The sequence below is a fragment of the Acinetobacter sp. YH12108 genome, from assembly GCF_013419055.1.
Taxonomy (GTDB): Bacteria; Pseudomonadota; Gammaproteobacteria; order Pseudomonadales; family Moraxellaceae; genus Acinetobacter.
Map to the genome: position 1 here is coordinate 1 of NZ_VPAW01000036.1, position 16074 is coordinate 16074.

Annotated in this window: 17 protein-coding genes; 11 read left to right on the top strand and 6 right to left on the bottom strand. The window is 40.1% G+C overall.

What is annotated here, in order from left to right; translation table 11 throughout:
* Positions 1 to 200: 200 nt before the first annotated feature.
* The gene (locus FTU46_RS15555; RefSeq protein WP_180015293.1) at positions 201 to 854 is read left to right on the top strand and encodes a hypothetical protein; all 654 of its coding nucleotides are present in this window, start codon (positions 201 to 203) and stop codon (positions 852 to 854) included.
* A 621-nt stretch (positions 855 to 1475) separates the two neighbouring features.
* Positions 1476 to 1700 carry a hypothetical protein gene (locus FTU46_RS15560; RefSeq protein WP_180105296.1) on the top strand — a complete coding sequence of 75 codons (225 nt, stop codon included), beginning with the start codon at positions 1476 to 1478 and terminating at the stop codon, positions 1698 to 1700.
* 264 nt (positions 1701 to 1964) lie between these two features.
* Here the strand turns inward: FTU46_RS15560 and FTU46_RS15565 are convergent, their stop codons facing one another.
* Entirely contained in the window at positions 1965 to 2261 is a 297-nt protein-coding gene (locus tag FTU46_RS15565) for a hypothetical protein (RefSeq protein ID WP_373686590.1), read from the bottom strand.
* Here FTU46_RS15565 and FTU46_RS16890 point away from each other — a divergent pair.
* Positions 2205 to 2333, top strand: a complete 129-nt coding sequence (locus tag FTU46_RS16890; RefSeq protein ID WP_354667255.1) for a hypothetical protein — start codon at positions 2205 to 2207, stop codon at positions 2331 to 2333. The two genes, FTU46_RS15565 and FTU46_RS16890, sit on opposite strands and share 57 nt — an antisense overlap.
* A gap of 278 nt (positions 2334 to 2611) precedes the next feature.
* Here the strand turns inward: FTU46_RS16890 and FTU46_RS15570 are convergent, their stop codons facing one another.
* Positions 2612 to 3310, bottom strand: a complete 699-nt coding sequence (locus tag FTU46_RS15570) for an exonuclease domain-containing protein (protein WP_180105298.1) — start codon at positions 3308 to 3310, stop codon at positions 2612 to 2614.
* A 351-nt stretch (positions 3311 to 3661) separates the two neighbouring features.
* Between FTU46_RS15570 and FTU46_RS15575 the strand changes: the two genes are divergently transcribed.
* The 3 genes from FTU46_RS15575 to rnk all read left to right on the top strand — a co-directional run bounded on the left by FTU46_RS15575 (position 3662) and on the right by rnk (position 7096).
* Positions 3662 to 4891, top strand: a complete 1230-nt coding sequence (locus tag FTU46_RS15575; RefSeq protein ID WP_180105299.1) for an alpha/beta fold hydrolase — start codon at positions 3662 to 3664, stop codon at positions 4889 to 4891.
* 153 nt (positions 4892 to 5044) lie between these two features.
* A complete protein-coding gene (glyA, locus tag FTU46_RS15580) occupies positions 5045 to 6298 on the top strand; it encodes a serine hydroxymethyltransferase (protein ID WP_004784306.1) in 1254 nt (417 codons plus the stop codon).
* Between the two features lie 393 nt (positions 6299 to 6691).
* The gene (rnk, locus tag FTU46_RS15585) at positions 6692 to 7096 is read left to right on the top strand and encodes a nucleoside diphosphate kinase regulator (protein WP_034171243.1); all 405 of its coding nucleotides are present in this window, start codon (positions 6692 to 6694) and stop codon (positions 7094 to 7096) included.
* A 63-nt stretch (positions 7097 to 7159) separates the two neighbouring features.
* Here rnk and FTU46_RS15590 read toward each other — a convergent pair whose 3' ends face one another.
* Positions 7160 to 7648, bottom strand: a complete 489-nt coding sequence (locus FTU46_RS15590; RefSeq protein WP_005236522.1) for a TIGR00645 family protein — start codon at positions 7646 to 7648, stop codon at positions 7160 to 7162.
* Positions 7649 to 8049: 401 nt separating this feature from the next.
* On the opposite strand from FTU46_RS15590, the gene FTU46_RS15595 reads away from it, so the two are divergent.
* The 4 genes from FTU46_RS15595 to ahpF all read left to right on the top strand — a co-directional run bounded on the left by FTU46_RS15595 (position 8050) and on the right by ahpF (position 12738).
* Entirely contained in the window at positions 8050 to 8841 is a 792-nt protein-coding gene (locus FTU46_RS15595) for a tellurium resistance protein (protein ID WP_180068976.1), read from the top strand.
* Positions 8842 to 8857: 16 nt separating this feature from the next.
* Complete coding sequence (locus FTU46_RS15600; RefSeq protein ID WP_179993421.1) at positions 8858 to 9991, top strand: toxic anion resistance protein; 1134 nt, start codon at positions 8858 to 8860, stop codon at positions 9989 to 9991.
* 37 nt (positions 9992 to 10028) lie between these two features.
* A complete protein-coding gene (locus FTU46_RS15605; protein WP_166135984.1) occupies positions 10029 to 10946 on the top strand; it encodes a hypothetical protein in 918 nt (305 codons plus the stop codon).
* Between the two features lie 226 nt (positions 10947 to 11172).
* On the top strand, positions 11173 to 12738 hold the full coding sequence (gene ahpF, locus FTU46_RS15610) for an alkyl hydroperoxide reductase subunit F (protein WP_180105300.1): 1566 nt from the start codon (positions 11173 to 11175) through the stop codon (positions 12736 to 12738).
* 246 nt (positions 12739 to 12984) lie between these two features.
* Here the strand turns inward: ahpF and FTU46_RS15615 are convergent, their stop codons facing one another.
* The 3 genes from FTU46_RS15615 to FTU46_RS15625 form a co-directional block, all read right to left on the bottom strand.
* Positions 12985 to 13239 (bottom strand): YfhL family 4Fe-4S dicluster ferredoxin, encoded by a 255-nt coding sequence (locus FTU46_RS15615; protein ID WP_159123203.1) that lies wholly within the window; start codon positions 13237 to 13239, stop codon positions 12985 to 12987.
* Positions 13240 to 13242: 3 nt separating this feature from the next.
* On the bottom strand, positions 13243 to 14634 hold the full coding sequence (yegQ, locus tag FTU46_RS15620) for a tRNA 5-hydroxyuridine modification protein YegQ (RefSeq protein ID WP_373686591.1): 1392 nt from the start codon (positions 14632 to 14634) through the stop codon (positions 13243 to 13245).
* Between the two features lie 151 nt (positions 14635 to 14785).
* The gene (locus FTU46_RS15625; RefSeq protein WP_180105302.1) at positions 14786 to 15196 is read right to left on the bottom strand and encodes a Cd(II)/Pb(II)-responsive transcriptional regulator; all 411 of its coding nucleotides are present in this window, start codon (positions 15194 to 15196) and stop codon (positions 14786 to 14788) included.
* A gap of 85 nt (positions 15197 to 15281) precedes the next feature.
* Here FTU46_RS15625 and FTU46_RS15630 point away from each other — a divergent pair, with 85 nt between their 5' ends.
* The gene (locus FTU46_RS15630) at positions 15282 to 15905 is read left to right on the top strand and encodes a cation transporter (protein ID WP_180105303.1); all 624 of its coding nucleotides are present in this window, start codon (positions 15282 to 15284) and stop codon (positions 15903 to 15905) included.
* Positions 15906 to 16074: the final 169 nt, after the last annotated feature.

Here is a 16074-nt window from a genome sequence, read left to right on the forward strand (position 1 = left end):
AATTACGCAAAATAATTCGGTACTATTAAACATCGGGACTAGAGTTTTAAGTTTTGTGTGGTAACTCAACTGATGGCTCTAGTCCTCTTATTTTTCAAGTCAATTTTTTATCCGCGATTCGGGTTATAAATAGATGTGCTGAGTAGTTTTTCTATCAAAAAATTAGTATCTTATGTTCACAATAAAAATGAGATATAGATATGAAAAAATTATTATTCATTGGGGTAATGATTGGGGCTTCTTCAGTTGCTGGAGCGAATACACCATTAGCTATTCAATATGGTAATCCTGTTCCAATAGATAAAGCAGTAATTACAACTACACCTTATCATGCTCAAGAAAACCTAATAAGTCAGTACTCTTTGGCTTTTGGCTATGCCGGTTCAAAAATAGGGTCAGACAGTTTTTTGGGTACCGAATCATTCGATGGGCTGTTTATTAATGGTGAATATCAATCCCATCCAACGGCCAGCTTATGGGCCGAATATAAATTTCAAAGTTCAGATATTGATTACAATCAAGTTGCAGTGGGGATAAAAAATAAATTTCTGGAAAATGATCAGCTTTATTCAGCAGTTTCTATAGGCTTGGGAATGAGCTGGGTAGATGAAAGTGAAACGGATGCAGATCTTGGTCGAATCGATCTTGAATTGGATTATTTTACAATTCCCGTTGCATTGGAAGTCGGTTATAAAGTTGCTCCTGAAGCAGATTTATTTGGATCTTTTGGTTATCAATGGATGTTTAACCGTGACGCCAAGATTTGTATGAATGGCGCATGTGTCTCTGGTAAGAGTGATGATCTGGACTTAAATGGGGTTACTTATCAATTTGGTTTTCGCTATTACTTTTAGTGGCTAATCAATCGCCTTAATAGCGAACTCTTTTACTTAAGACTTGAAATTGTATTTAGATGAAATTATTCATTTTTCACATAAATAAAGAATATTTTTTATTGAAATTTAAATAGATAGGATGTAGAGATAGAAAGGAATAGAATTGTTTGTAGTGCTCTATTGAGCCAGCCAAAATATTTTAATCTGCTTTTGAAAAAGCACAATTTAAATATTGTATAAGTCTTCTTTTAGAAGTGTAAAAGCGTATTGTAGGTAAAAAAAATCCTGCTATATTGAACTCATGGTAGGTCATAAAACGAAACGACGCTACCAATAAGTTGGACGGATCAATGACAGTTAGTTGAGCTCGAACTTAGGTTCAGGCAATAAATCTAGCACTAGCCATCCAACACAGAGCCCGCAGCGATGCGGGCTTTTTAATGCAAAATTTTAAGCGAGATTTATTAATAATTTTGACTCTTTTATTTGTATGGCACATTCTTCATTATCGACTATATATAGTCAATAAAAGGTGCTCGCTAAAAAATCTTACATATTCGTTTGAAAGCCTTTCAAATAACTATGTTATAAGAATTCAGACAAGCAAATTTAATAATGCCAATAAAGGGAGGTAGGACGATGACAGAAGATTTAATTGAAGTGCAAGTCAAAAACCAGTATGGCAAAATCCTGAATGTAAAAGCATTACTACGTGCTGGTGCTCAGCATAGTGATCCGTCCCAGCGTTTGGAACAGCAAGTCGAATATATTGTCGTGGATGATGAAATTATCCGGCCAACGATTGAACTGTTATTTGCCAGTGAGCAGACCGACTGTATCTATCGTGTTTTAGAACCTAAATAAGGATCCGGGATTCATTATGCTGCTTTGCGACCCTTAAAAAAAGATATAGCTCATCCAATGATGAGCTTGATTTTGATATCTTAGTTCAGCTTCTTTATAAATAGTTTGATGCAGAATAAAAACTGATAAATTTAATTCAAAGAGATTGGATAAATTCCTATCATTTCTCAGTTTCTTAATTTTTTATGTTATATAGCATCAAGCTATCTACATAGATGATCTAAATGAACTTCTTCAAAAATACGCTCTGAGAAAAGCATTATTTCAGAAAACTTTTAATGTGACATTTACATCATAACGGTCAAACTCGTCCAGAATCTGATGAAGTGTTTGCTGTCCGAGTTCATCTACCGGCCTAATATGTACTTCCTGATTGGTCGCGCTGTCAAAACATTCAATTGTTTGAATTAGCCAATGATGTTCGATTGAACTCTTTTGAATTAATACCCGTCGTGGCTGTAATGTGTCACTGATCTGACGTGGCAGTACATAAGTAATCGCAAGTTGTATAGTGTCCAATTCTTCAGCTGGACTCAAAAAAGTGATTACCCAATTGCCCACTTTACTGAGTTGCATGGGATTATCAAAGGCATCGAATTCGAGATAATATTGCATGGGAAGAAAGAGGATTAATTTATATTATTTCCTATATGCACCTGTTTAGAGGGGGTGTTCTATCACGCTAAAGTATAAGAACAGCTAGATGCAAGAAGTGATTAAATATTAAATTATTAAAAATCAATAAATTAATATTGATTTGTATCTGTTTTTATTCTGAATATCGATTAGTTAAGAGCTTTAAAGACTAAGATAGTCATCTATAAAATACTTTATTTCACTTGCTGAATAAAACAAAACATGATTAGTTAAAAATCCCTCTCAATATTTAGAGAGGGACGAAAAAATTTAATTTACAGCGTAAGGATCGCGGTATTTCCCAATGCTTTGCGTAGATAAGGATCTAAGTCATCCTGACGAAGTAACCACTGAACATAGTCAGCAGGAAGATCGGAAATCGCAGTACCACGGTGCTTACCAAAATTGATGGTTCGTGGAATACGCGCATCTTCAGATGCCTCATAGAGTTCTTCAATACTGCTGATTTTCAGGTGATGCACAATATGCATCAGGATATTTGCTGTCAAAATGATATCCATATCGGCGCGATGGGCTTTACGGATCATTTCCCGGGCGCGTTCACTGCCTTTGGTAATCATATAAATCAGTGCAGAGATATTATGTGCTTCTGCCTCTGGCCAAACTCGGCGGGCGAGGGCAAGTGTACAAATTGCTTTGATATTCGATGAATCGACGCCACATTTTTCTAGGGCACGAATATCATAATCAATATTATGGCCAATGATATAAGTGGTTTCTTGCGGGAGTTCAAACCTGCTGTAGTGCGGTTGTCCTTCCAAATCAGACTGCAGAATATGATGAACGGCCATTGCGGCAAAGGAAATTGGTTCGTCGCATGAATAAAGTTGATCAAACAAGCGACTTTTATCCAGACTAATTTTATGGTCTATGATCTCTACAGGCGCATAGGCAATTTCAATGGGTTGACCATTCAAGGTATGGGTTTCAGTATCGAGAATGATAGCCTGCATGACGATAATATGCCTGAAAAAAAGTGAATATCAAAATCTAACATTATTGTTTCGATCCTGACAATTGAAATGCCGGATTTCAACTTTAATTGCAGACTTTTTGACTGATATAGAATATTTGTAATCTACACTTATAAATAAAAGTTTTCAAAGTTTCTGTAAATATTTCCAAAACTTAAATTTATCGTGTTGGAATGGTCATAAATTAAATCGCTATTTATTAGAAAAATAACAAAATAATCTCTTGTATTTAATGAAATAACTTGGGAAATTATTGTCTAGTTTTATCAACTGATAAAGATAAAACTATAAAAATTATGAGAGATAATAATTAAGACAAGGATAAGATCGATGAAACGTCATGTATTGACTGGTTCTCTACTCGCGCTAAGCGTAGCTTTAACTGCCTGTAATGATAGCGATGATGATCGTTATTATGAATCCAAACCCGCTATTCCCGTAAATAATATTGACAATCCAGTCGTAACCACACCTGTAGCCTATACCAAAACAGATCTGACTGCTGTTGCCGATGAGAGCGTGGTCATGACCTATAAGATGTTAGGTATTAATAATAAGGAAACCCAAGCGACGGCACTGCTTTTCACTCCAAAAGGAACGCCTCCTGCAAAAGGTTGGCCGATAGTGGCATGGGCACATGGTACGACGGGTGTGGCCGATCAGTGTGCACCAAGTCGCAATGAAATAAATCCTTATATCAAAAATATGATTGCCGGATTCCTTCAAGCTGGATATGTGGTCGTTGCACCTGATTATGAAGGTCTGGGGGAGCCGGGTGGAAAAGAACTTCATCCTTTCCTTAATCTTAAGAGTGAAGCCTATTCCATTACCGATGCTGTCGTCGCAGCAAAAGACTATTTAGGTTCGGAAGCCTCTAATCAATGGATGGCTGTCGGTCATTCTCAAGGTGGTCAAGCGGCTTTAGGCGCTGCCCAATATGCAGCACGTGCTTCTCAAATGACTTATAAAGGTACGGTAGCTTTAGCTCCTGCTTCTAATTTCAGTCTGATTCTGGCAGGTGGAGAGGCTCAAGCTGGACAAGAACCAGATCTGAATAAAAAGATTCAAACTCTAGCCTCTTTAGATACTTTTACCGCGCTGATCGTCGCGGGATTGCGTAATCCGAATCCAAATCTGCAATATATTCAGGTCTTTAAAACACCAACAGACGAGATTGCCAAGAATGCCGAAACAGATTGTTATGATGTATTAGGCAACAAATTCGGTACGGCAATGGGAGCTTATGCTCAAACCAATGGAAATCTGGAAGGATATCCGCGTACTCAAGCTAATTTCATGACTATTCCAGTCGTGAAGAATTTCCTGGATAAAGACTCTCAGCCTTTACAGGTTAAAGTGTCTACACCTGTGATTATTTATCAGGGAGAGGCGGATCCTACTGTTCCAAAGGCTGCAACAGATGTTTTGGTTAGCTTGGCGAATCAGAAACAAACCTCGGTACGCTATATTACGGACGGTTCATGGGATCATGGGAGCGTCTATGCACTGAATATTGCTAATATTATTTCGGATGTAAAATCTCTAATGCCAATTCAATAACTTATTTTTATCTCTATAGCTCATGTTTTTTAAGCATGAGCTATTTTTATTGCAAACTGAATAAAGTTCATGGTCGAAATTGGCAAAGTTCATGTTACAATATGCGCCAATCTTAGCACGGCTTAAAAGCCCTAATTTAATAGGACCTCGCTAATGTTTGCCAATATCTCTATTGCTGAATTTGATCCAGAAATCGCTCAAGCAATCTCTAACGAAGATGCTCGCCAAGAAGCGCACATCGAGTTGATCGCTTCTGAAAACTATTGTTCACCAGCAGTAATGGAAGCTCAAGGATCAAAACTCACTAACAAATATGCAGAAGGCTACCCAGGCAAACGCTACTATGGCGGTTGTGAATATGTAGATGTCATTGAACAATTGGCAATTGACCGTGCTAAAGAATTATTTGGTGCTGATTATGCTAACGTTCAGCCACATGCTGGTTCTCAAGCAAACTCTGCAGTTTATTTAGCGCTGCTTAACCCAGGCGACACAGTATTGGGTATGAGCTTGGCTCACGGTGGTCACTTGACTCACGGTGCGAAAGTAAGCTTCTCAGGTAAAACTTATAATGCAATTCAATACGGTCTGAATCCAGAAACTGGTGAGATCGATTATGAAGAAGTTGAACGTCTAGCTGTAGAACACAAACCACGTATGATCGTAGCTGGTTTCTCTGCATACAGCCAAATCGTAGATTGGCAACGTTTCCGTGACATCGCGGATAAAGTTGGCGCTTACCTGTTTGTAGATATGGCTCACGTTGCTGGTCTGGTTGCTGCTGGCGTTTACCCAAGCCCAGTTCAAATTGCTGACGTAACAACAACGACTACTCACAAAACTCTTCGTGGTCCACGTTCAGGCCTGATCCTTGCAAAAGCAAACGAAGAAATCGAGAAAAAACTTCAATCAGCTGTATTCCCGGGTAACCAAGGTGGTCCTCTGGTTCACGCGGTTGCTGCTAAAGCAATCTGCTTCAAAGAAGCAATGGCACCTGAATACAAAGCATACCAACAACAAGTGGTTAAGAATGCTCAAGCAATGGCTGAAGTTCTAATCGAACGCGGTTACGACGTTGTATCTGGCGGCACTAAAAACCACCTGTTCTTGTTGTCTCTGATCAAACAAGACATCACTGGTAAAGATGCTGACGCTTGGTTAGGTGCTGCTCACATCACTGTGAACAAAAACTCTGTACCAAACGACCCACGTTCTCCATTCGTGACTTCAGGTATCCGTATCGGTACACCTGCTGTAACGACTCGTGGTTTTGGTGAATCAGAAGTTCGTGAACTTGCTGGTTGGATCGCTGATATCCTTGATGCTAAAGGCGATGAAGCTGTGATCGCTGCTGTTAAAGAAAAAGTTGCTGCTGTTTGTGCTAAATTCCCTGTTTACGCAAAATAAGCCTAACTTGAGAAAAGCCCCCTCAAGGGGGCTTTTTTATTGGGTGATATTTTTTCTGACTCATCTTCTGCTGCTAGCTTTTACGATGAGTTAAAAGGGAAGATAAGATCAAAGCTTAATCAATCCTATATAGAAAATACTTATCCTTTTATAAAACAAAGTTGAGAAATACAGATCCTATAAATCTGATTTCGAAAAGAGTATTGAGTTTTTCTAAAACTGGTTACATTCTTTGAAAAACAGCTTTATAAGTTGAGTTAAGACACAATTTTTTTAGCAGCTAAAAATAGATTTTTTATATTTGAACTTAATTTAATCTGATTAACCACTTAGAACCTAGATTCATTCGCTTTTTAAAGACTATTCAATCATTCATTAAACAAGGTAGTAAGAATGGCTAAACCAAAAATTATTTTATCTGAACAGGATGTGGAGCGTCTCGAAACCATGCTTGAAAATCAAGACAAGCTCAGTGAGACCATGCTTCAACTGGAAGATGAACTGGCTCGTGCTGAAGTGGTCAAGCCAGAGGACATGCCAAGCAATGTGGTGACCATGCATGCGCGTGCATTGCTGACGATTGCACCCTCAACGGAGCCTGTAGAAATCACCTTAGTCTACCCGCATGAGTTTAAAGGTGAAAAAGGGCAAGTGAATGTCGTAGCACCGATTGGAACTGCAATCTTGGGCTTGGCAGAAGGACAGACCATTGAATGGCCACAACCTGATGGTCAGTTGATGAAAGTCACGATTGAAAAAGTGCTGTATCAGCCGGAACGAGAAGGTGACTATCTATAATTTTTTAGTTAATTCGCCAATATAAAAAGGCCCCTATAATCGGGGCTTTTTAATATCCATGTTTTAATGCTTTGTGAGTTTATCCAGATAACCCATAATAAATGCAGAAATCACAAAAGTCAGATGCATGATGATGTACCACATGATTTTGTCATTCTCGACGTTGCGGGCATCCATAAAAATACGCAGTAAATGAATCGAAGAAATAGCTACGATGGAAGCCGCAACTTTGAGTTTAAGCGAATTGGCATCCATAGTGCCGAGCCAGTTCAGGCGGGTTTTATTTTCATCAATTTTGAGTTGTGAAACAAAATTTTCATAACCTGAAAACATCACCATCACAATAAGTCCACCAACCATGGTCATATCAACCAGGGAGAGAATTACCAAGATCAGGTCAGCTTCAGTATATTCAAAGATATGCGGCAGGACATGAATGACTTCCTGAAAGAATTTTAAGGCCAGTAATAATAAAGCGAATGATAAACCAAAATAGACAGGTGCCAAGATCCAGCGTGCGGCATACATCGTATTATGAAAAAAACGTTCCATTTTATTCTCAGGTTACCTACTTTATTGTTGATCTTGATCATAAATAATTCATGCTTAAAATTCGAGAATTATTTATGTTTTATAATGCCTTATAAGTATTCTTAAGTTTAAAAAAAGCTTAATTAAGACCATAAATTAACTTGGCATTTATTGTGCTTATCCTTATTTGGTTGATTATTAGCCTATTTGAGGCTGATGGGAAAGGTTATAGAGAGCAACAGCAGGCTAGAAGCAAAATGATTCATACAAGAAATGACTGTAGGCCAAACTTAATTCCAACAATATCTTCAACGTATATAAAGAAAATTCTATGGCTTGAAGCATTCCTTTGCAAAATGCTACATGTTATGTTGAATGAAAAGACGTACTATAAAAATCGAATTCATTGAGTTTAAAGGGTCATGTCACAGATAGATGTTTTGATTCCAATCCAAGACATTGCAGTAGAGCAGAGCGAGATTCTAAGTATCAAGCGCAACGAACTTGTGCCTTTACTCCACGATCAATACAAGCTGAATCATTATGCTGACCCACTTATTCAGGCACAGTCCGTACTATTAAATGGGGTAGATCCGCATCTGACCCAACAACTGAGCCAGACGATTGAACAGCTGATTCAGATGTTGGCTCAATCAAAAAAATATCTGAAAAAACGTAAATTTAATGCCTTACAGAAATGGCTGGGTATTGATCTGGACTATGGCTCAAGTCAGGTTGAATACTATAAAAAACTGGACTATTTACTGGATCAGGCAGATCACCTTAGCCGTAAGTTGCAAATTGAAATCCAGAAATCCCAATCGCGATTCCAGCAGCTGATCGGTTTACGTGAGCAAATGGCCAAGCATATTGTGGCAGCAGAAGAATTTTTATCTGAATATCCGCAGTTTGTAAGGAATCAGCATCCACTGGATAATTTTTCTGAGCGGCTGTCAAAAAAGGTGCATACCTTAAGAACCTTGCAAAGCAGTAATGACATTGCCATTACCCAGATGCAATTGTCCCAGCAACTGTCTTATAGCCTACTGGATCGGTTTAAAGAAGCGCAACAGGTGCTGATTCCGGCCTGGCAATATCATGTCAAACAAAGCCAGACGAAACACTCGACAAGTGATCTGGAAAAACTTGATAATAGCCGGGACAATCTGATTAAAACGTTAAAAAAGTCACTCGAGAAACCCTCGAATACATAACAATATAAGGTGAAACATGACCAAATCTGATGTAGTAAATTTACCTGTCGAAAGCTCAACTGAACTGACTGAACAGAAGTTTCAGCAAATGGATCTCAAAGAGCTGGGCTTGCAGCCTGCCGATTTTCAGGGGGTCTTGGCAGCACGTAAAGAACTGCAGAATATGAGTCATAATAGTGTGGCCGAATATGGCAAAAATATAGCCACCAAAACTTCAAGCTATACCGATGAATTGCTGAATCTGGTACAAAATAAAGATCTGGATGCAACCGGTCAAAAGCTGAATCAGGTGGTGCAGGTGGCACAGCAACTGAATACCAGCAGTATCTTGAACAAGAAAAAAAGTTCAGGATTTCTGGGCAATATCATCAGTAAATTTAAGGGCGTGAAAGATAATTTTGACTCGCATTTCAATACCACTAAAGAACAGATTGATGTACTGGTCAAGGAAATTGAAACTTCACAATCTGGATTAAAAGCCCGCGTTGATACCCTGGATAAAATGTTCGATGGGGTGCAGGAAGAATACAAGCAGCTGGGTATTCATATTGCAGCTGGACGTTTACGTGAACAGGAATTGCAGCAGGAAATTGCTGCGCTTACAGCTTTGCCACAAGATCAGAGCACCACGCAAAAAATCTATGACCTAAATCATCTAGCCAATAATCTGGAAAAACGCATCAGTGATTTACAGGTATTGCAGCAATCTGCGATGCAGACTTTGCCTATGATCCGGATTATTCAGTCCAATAACCTGATGCTGGTGGATAAATTCTATGCCATTAAAAATATCACATTGCCAGCATGGAAAAACCAGATCAGTCTGGCCATTTCACTGAATGAACAGAAGAACAGCGTACAGCTGGCCAATACCATTGATGATGCGACCAATGAGCTTTTACGCCGTAATGCAGATTTATTGCATCAAAACTCGGTCGATACGGCAAAAGCCAACCAGCGTTCTGTTATTGATATTGAAACGCTTGAACATGTGCAAAATACCCTCATTAAAACTGTTAATGATGTGATTCAGATCCAGAAAGAAGGTGTACAGAAACGTACTGAAGCAACGGTACGTTTAAGAGCCTTACAAGATAATCTGAATCATTTGGTGATTGAATCAAGTACCAGTGGATCTAAACCCAACTAAATGCAGTAGGGCCAAGATCTAAAAAAAGGAGTAGAGATTGCCGCCCTTAGATGAATATGCTGTAAATCCTCAGGAAATCAAGCAAGGGGTCGTCGCACTCAAAAAGCGTCAACGTAATTTGATGCTTTTGGGACTGACCACCTCTACGGTCTGTATTGCATCCGTGATAGGTCTATTCTTTCAGCAGGAAATGGTTTATGGCTTTTTTGGCCTGAGTACTCAGCTTCAACAGCTGCATTTACCAGTCAGTGTCGATGCTAATCTGGCCAGTATTGGGGATAGTCCGGATTATTTCTTTGCTCTATTAAGCTGGTTTGGCTGGCTGATTCTGAAAATCTTTGCCTCTTTTATTGGTGCATTTTTTCTGGTTGGATTGCTGAAGAAGTTTCGCTTCTTCTATGTGCGCTTTCAGTCTTTCATATTGAAGTTTGTAGGCTGGCTGATTTCCTTTATCGTGATCTGGTCAGGACTGACTTATTGGCAATATGACCTGAGAAATGACCGTGAAGACGCTTATCAGCAAGTGGTCTATTACGATAGTAATATCAATGATAGTGAAGTGGCTCGTTATCTGGTTGATTCCGATATTGCTTCACCGGTGAAATCTTATTTACTTGCCCAAACTGCACTCTTGCATAAGCCTGTGGATCTATCCGCAGCCAGACCTTATGTCGCACAAGTAGTTGAAGCAGAGCGGCAGGATAACAAGTTTGAACAATACGGATTTAAACCGGAACAGATCTGGACCATGCAGCAACAGGTCTATGGCAAAAGTCTAACGCCTGTGGCACAAAGTGTAGATCGTCAAGCCCAGCAAGCCGAACAAGTCAGCAAGATTACCAATGTCATCATTATTGGCATTGCCATCTTATTTGCCTTGCTTAGCTTAATCATATTTGTACTAGCTAATTCAATTAAGGGGCGTTCGTTACGTATTGAACAGCGAATCTTCTAAACTTAAAAATGTTCCTTTAAAAGGAGCATTTTTATTTTCCAATCTATATTCGGTTTCTTTGGGATAAAAGGCATAAATTCTAGCGATAATAAAAAATAAAATGAGGAGATGGTTTTTGATCTATAAAAACGATCATTAAGATAAACACAAACTGTTTTACCTATTTTTGTTATTCACTTAATATAGCTTCATCGAATAAATATTTACTCCCTTGGAGACGTTAGCAATGTTAGATCAAAATACTTCAGCTCAATTAAAAACACTACTTGAACGTTTGGAGGGCCCGATTGAATTAGTGGCAACTCTGGATGGCTCTGACAAATCAGCCAAAATCAAAGAACTGGTTGAGGAAATCGCGCAACTTTCTGATTTAGTGACTGCCCGTTTTGACGGTACCAACAAACGTGCACCAAGCTTTGGTGTGGCAAAAGCCGGTGAACAGCCTCGTGTGTTCTTCGCAGGCTTGCCGATGGGCCATGAGTTTACTTCCCTGATTCTGGCATTGCTGCAAACTTCAGGCTATGCACCAAAAGTCTCTGCCGAAGTTCTGGAATCGATTAAAGGTTTAGGCATTAAATCTGACTTTGATGTATTTGTCTCTTTAAGCTGCCATAACTGTCCTGATGTGGTGCAGGCATTGAACCTGATTGCCATCTATAACCCGGGTACAACAGCAACCATGATTGATGGTGCTTTCTTCCAGGAAGAAGTAGAAGAACGTAAAATCATGGCCGTACCGATGGTCTTCCAAGACAATGAACATATCGGTCAGGGTCGTATGACGCTGGAAGAAATCATTGCCAAACTGGATACCAATGCCGCAGCCAAAGCTGCTGAAAAACTCAATGCCAAAGACGCATTTGATGTCCTAGTGATCGGTGGTGGACCTGCAGGGAATACTGCAGCGATCTATGCAGCACGTAAAGGCATCAAAACTGGGATCGTGGCTGAACGCATGGGCGGTCAGGTGATGGATACCATGGACATCGAAAACTATACGTCAGTGCAAAAAACTCAAGGTCCGAAATTTGCTGCGGAGATGGAAGCACACGTTCGTGAATACGGTGTTGATATCATGAACCTGCAACGTGTTTCTGACATCAAAGGTGCAGATAGTACAGCCAATGGTCTGGTAGAAGTGACTTTAGAAAATGGTGCGAAACTTGAATCTAAAACAGTCATTCTGTCTACCGGTGCACGCTGGAGAGAGATGAACGTTCCAGGTGAAGCAGAATACAAAACTCGTGGTGTAGCGTACTGTCCACACTGTGATGGTCCACTGTTCAAAGGTAAACGTGTAGCGGTGATTGGTGGCGGTAACTCGGGTGTAGAAGCTGCGATCGACCTTGCGGGTATTGTTGAGCATGTAACGCTGGTTGAGTTCGATACTAAACTTCGTGCGGATCAGGTATTGCAGGACAAACTGAACAGCTTGCCAAACACCACTGTAATCAAAAATGCACTTTCTACCGAAGTGATCGGTGACGGTTCACAAGTCACAGCGTTGAAATACAAAGACCGTGCCACTGATGAAGAGCATACTGTTGAGTTGGCTGGGATCTTCGTTCAGATCGGCTTGTTGCCGAACACTGACTTCCTGAAAGGAACCGATGTTGAGCTAACTAACCGTGGTGAGATTGTGATTAACGAGCGCAATGAAACCAATGTGAAAGGTGTGTTTGCTGCAGGTGACTGTACCACTGTTCCTTACAAACAGATCATCATCGCGACTGGTGAAGGTGCCAAAGCATCATTATCTGCCTTCGACTACATCATCCGTTCTGGTCAGTAAAAAAAGAGCACCTGGAATCCCCACATCCCAGGTGCTTCATCTCAAACACCTATTATTATTTTCGCTTTATAGGAACTCAGGATGCTAACACCCGGGTTCCTTTTTTTAGTTATTGTTAGATCAGCCAAAAGCGTCCCCAATCGCTTTTAGCTGTTCCTTTCCTCTGGACAGTTTTTGTTTTCAACCCTTATTTTTATCTTTCCCCAAGGTCGTTCTTAGATGAAGTCATCAGACTTCATGCATCATTCAAGCTTTGAACAGATTCAAACCTTTAAATTTCTCCATTAACTGTTCTTGCGTTTCCCGATGCTCGGGATGCGGCACAATGCATTCAATCGGACAGACGGCAATGCAGGTTTGATGATCATAGAAACCCACACACTCGGTACAACGATTGACATCAATTTCATAAAACTTCTCGCCCTCATAAATTGCTTCATTTGGGCATTCCGGTAAGCACATATCACAGTTGATACATTTATCGGTAATCAAGAGCGCCATTTTTTAACTCGCCTGATAAGCCAATGAAGAGGCTGAAATGTCTACAGATGATGATGGCAGATTACGGATCAGCAGGGCATACTGCATATCGACATCTGCTGGTATTGGAATTTCAACGATATGACCTGAACCTTTAGCATCTTCAATCAGATTGCCTTGATGGTCTTTGATCTCAGTTAAGGTAAAAGTGATGTTGCCTTTAGTGGTCATCAGCTCTAGTGAGTCACCAACGACAAAACGGTTTTTCACATCAATCTTGATATAGTCACCATTACGCTCTAATACTTCCCCACAGAACTGCTGATGATCGAAACTCGATGAACCATTTTCATAGTTTTGATATTCACTATGTACATGACGGCGTAGGAAGCCTTCGGTATAACCACGATTCGCCAGACCTTCTAATTGAGTCATCAATGAAGGGTCGAATGGCTTACCAGCAAGCGCATCATCAATGGCTTTACGGTAAATCTGCGCAGTACGCGCACAATAGAAATAAGATTTGGTCCGACCTTCAATTTTCAGGGAGTGTACGCCAATCTTGGTCAGGCGTTCCACATGCTGTACAGCACGCAGGTCTTTGGAATTCATAAAATAAGTGCCGTGCTCATCTTCTTCAGCAGCAAACATATCTTCGTCATTACGTTGCAATAACACGGGTTCATCAAACTGATGTTGTACTTGCATATGTGACTCATCAGCATCTTTTGAACAACAGCCGGAATCAATATTTTTAACCGGGATCACATCGCCCGTTTCATCTTCTTTAGCTTCAAGTACCTTGTATTCCCAGCGGCAAGCATTGGTACAGGCACCCTGATTGGCATCGCGTTTGTTCATGTAGCCAGATAGCATGCAACGACCAGAATAGGCCATGCACAGTGCGCCATGAACAAAGACTTCAATCTCCATATCTGGAACTTGCTGTTTGATTTCTTCGATTTCTTCGATGGACAGTTCACGTGACAAAATTACGCGAGTAAGTCCCATATTCTTCCAGAACTTTACAGTTGCCCAGTTCACAGCATTGGCCTGTACAGACAGGTGAATGTCCATGTGCGGGAAATGCTCACGCACCAGCATGATCAGACCAGGATCGGACATGATCAGCGCATCTGGCTGCATTGCCACGACTGGTTCAAGGTCACGGATAAAATTTTTCAGTTTGGAGTTATGCGGCTGAATATTAACGACCACATAGAATTTTTTGCCAAGCTTATGCGCTTCTTTGATGCCAATCGCCAGATTGTCATGGTCAAATTCATTATTACGAACACGCAAGCTATAACGCGGCTGGCCGGCATAGACTGCATCTGCACCATAAGCAAAGGCATAACGCATGTTTTTTAGGGAGCCAGCAGGTGAGAGAAGTTCGGTAACGTGAGAAATGCTCATGATGAAATCGAAAGACATATAAAAAGTACGTCTTTATTCTAGTCATCTAAAATCAGGATTCAACCTAGTAAATAACTCGGAATTGGCATAATTCAACTCAATTTCAAGTTAAAAGATAAACAATGAACGATTTAAAATATCCATAAATATTTCAGCTATTTTCAATAGATTCCAGTGTTTTCAAAATCTGGCAATGGTCAATCGTGGTTGGGGTATTACAGCTTTCGCGAAGCGCCATTAACTGCTGTTTAAATAATTGTAATTCTTTAATTTTATTTGAAATATCTATAAGGTGCTGATCAATCATCTGGTTAACTTCACAGCAATCCTGTTCTGGATTCTGCTCCAGCTGAATCAGGTATTCAATTTCTTTTAGAGACAGACCTAAAGCACGACAGCGTTTGATAAAAATCAAGCGTTTTAAGGCCTCTTCGCCATAATAACGATACTGGTTACTTGCTCGAAAATTCGGCTGAATTAAACCTCTTTTCTCATAAAATCGAATGGTATCAGTGCTTAAATCAGTTTTCTTGGCTATATCAGAAATCAAATAATGTGACATAAATACCTCAGGCTTGACCTTGGAGTGACTCCATAGTTTCTAATGACTTTATCGCATTCAGGATAAAAAATCATCGGAGAATAATATGGCCTGTAGTTGTAGTCATGAACCCGCGCCGCCCAAACCTAATAGCAAATTTAGAACAGCTTTATGGATTGCATTATTGATTAACCTGACCTTATTTGGTGTGGAGCTGATCGGCGGTGCTTATGCACATTCATCGGCCTTATGGGCAGATGCGCTAGATTTCTTTGGAGATGCTGTGAATTATGGTATTTCTCTGGCGGTGATTGGTGCAAGTCTGTATTGGCGTGCAACAGTTGCTCTGATTAAAGGATTGACCATGGCAGTATTTGGTCTGGTCGTCATTGGTAAAGTGATTTATGCCTTTATGCAAGGTATTCCACCTGAAGCCATTACGATGGGGATCATCGGGGTATTGGCCTTAATCGCAAACGTTGTCACAGCCATAATTTTATATGCTTTCCGGGATGGAGATGCCAATATGAAATCAGTCTGGTTGTGCAGCCGTAATGATGCGATCGGCAATGTGGCCGTCATTTTTGCAGCAGTGGGAGTCTTTGGCACTGGCAGTCTATGGCCAGATGTTATTGTTGCATTCATTATGGCAAGTCTAGGCTTAAGCGCTGGATATCATGTGGTGAAACAGGCTCTAGCTGAACGAGTATTGAAGCATGAGTCAGCCTGATCCTTAATATTAAATTTAATTATGAAAAAGCTGCTGATCAGGCACTGCTGTCCCATAGTTTGCTTTAAATAAAAAAACCTGAGTCCTAACAGTTAAAATATGAGTGCAAACAAACACTTTAACGACCAGGATTCAGGTTTTGTCACATCAGAATACCGTATTTCATGAG

Coding starts and splice junctions, on each gene's coding strand:
- FTU46_RS15630 (WP_180105303.1), top strand. CDS start 15,282: ATGGCCTGTAGTTGTAGTCATGAACCCGCGCCGCCCAAACCTAATAGC.
- FTU46_RS15570 (WP_180105298.1), bottom strand. CDS start 3,310: ATGCAGGCTATCATTCTCGATACTGAAACCCATACCTTGAATGGTCAA.
- FTU46_RS15595 (WP_180068976.1), top strand. CDS start 8,050: ATGTCACAGATAGATGTTTTGATTCCAATCCAAGACATTGCAGTAGAG.
- FTU46_RS15575 (WP_180105299.1), top strand. CDS start 3,662: ATGAAACGTCATGTATTGACTGGTTCTCTACTCGCGCTAAGCGTAGCT.
- rnk (WP_034171243.1), top strand. CDS start 6,692: ATGGCTAAACCAAAAATTATTTTATCTGAACAGGATGTGGAGCGTCTC.
- FTU46_RS15560 (WP_180105296.1), top strand. CDS start 1,476: ATGACAGAAGATTTAATTGAAGTGCAAGTCAAAAACCAGTATGGCAAA.
- glyA (WP_004784306.1), top strand. CDS start 5,045: ATGTTTGCCAATATCTCTATTGCTGAATTTGATCCAGAAATCGCTCAA.
- FTU46_RS15590 (WP_005236522.1), bottom strand. CDS start 7,648: ATGGAACGTTTTTTTCATAATACGATGTATGCCGCACGCTGGATCTTG.
- FTU46_RS15615 (WP_159123203.1), bottom strand. CDS start 13,239: ATGGCGCTCTTGATTACCGATAAATGTATCAACTGTGATATGTGCTTA.
- FTU46_RS15600 (WP_179993421.1), top strand. CDS start 8,858: ATGACCAAATCTGATGTAGTAAATTTACCTGTCGAAAGCTCAACTGAA.
- yegQ (WP_373686591.1), bottom strand. CDS start 14,634: ATGAGCATTTCTCACGTTACCGAACTTCTCTCACCTGCTGGCTCCCTA.
- FTU46_RS15625 (WP_180105302.1), bottom strand. CDS start 15,196: ATGTCACATTATTTGATTTCTGATATAGCCAAGAAAACTGATTTAAGC.
- ahpF (WP_180105300.1), top strand. CDS start 11,173: ATGTTAGATCAAAATACTTCAGCTCAATTAAAAACACTACTTGAACGT.
- FTU46_RS15555 (WP_180015293.1), top strand. CDS start 201: ATGAAAAAATTATTATTCATTGGGGTAATGATTGGGGCTTCTTCAGTT.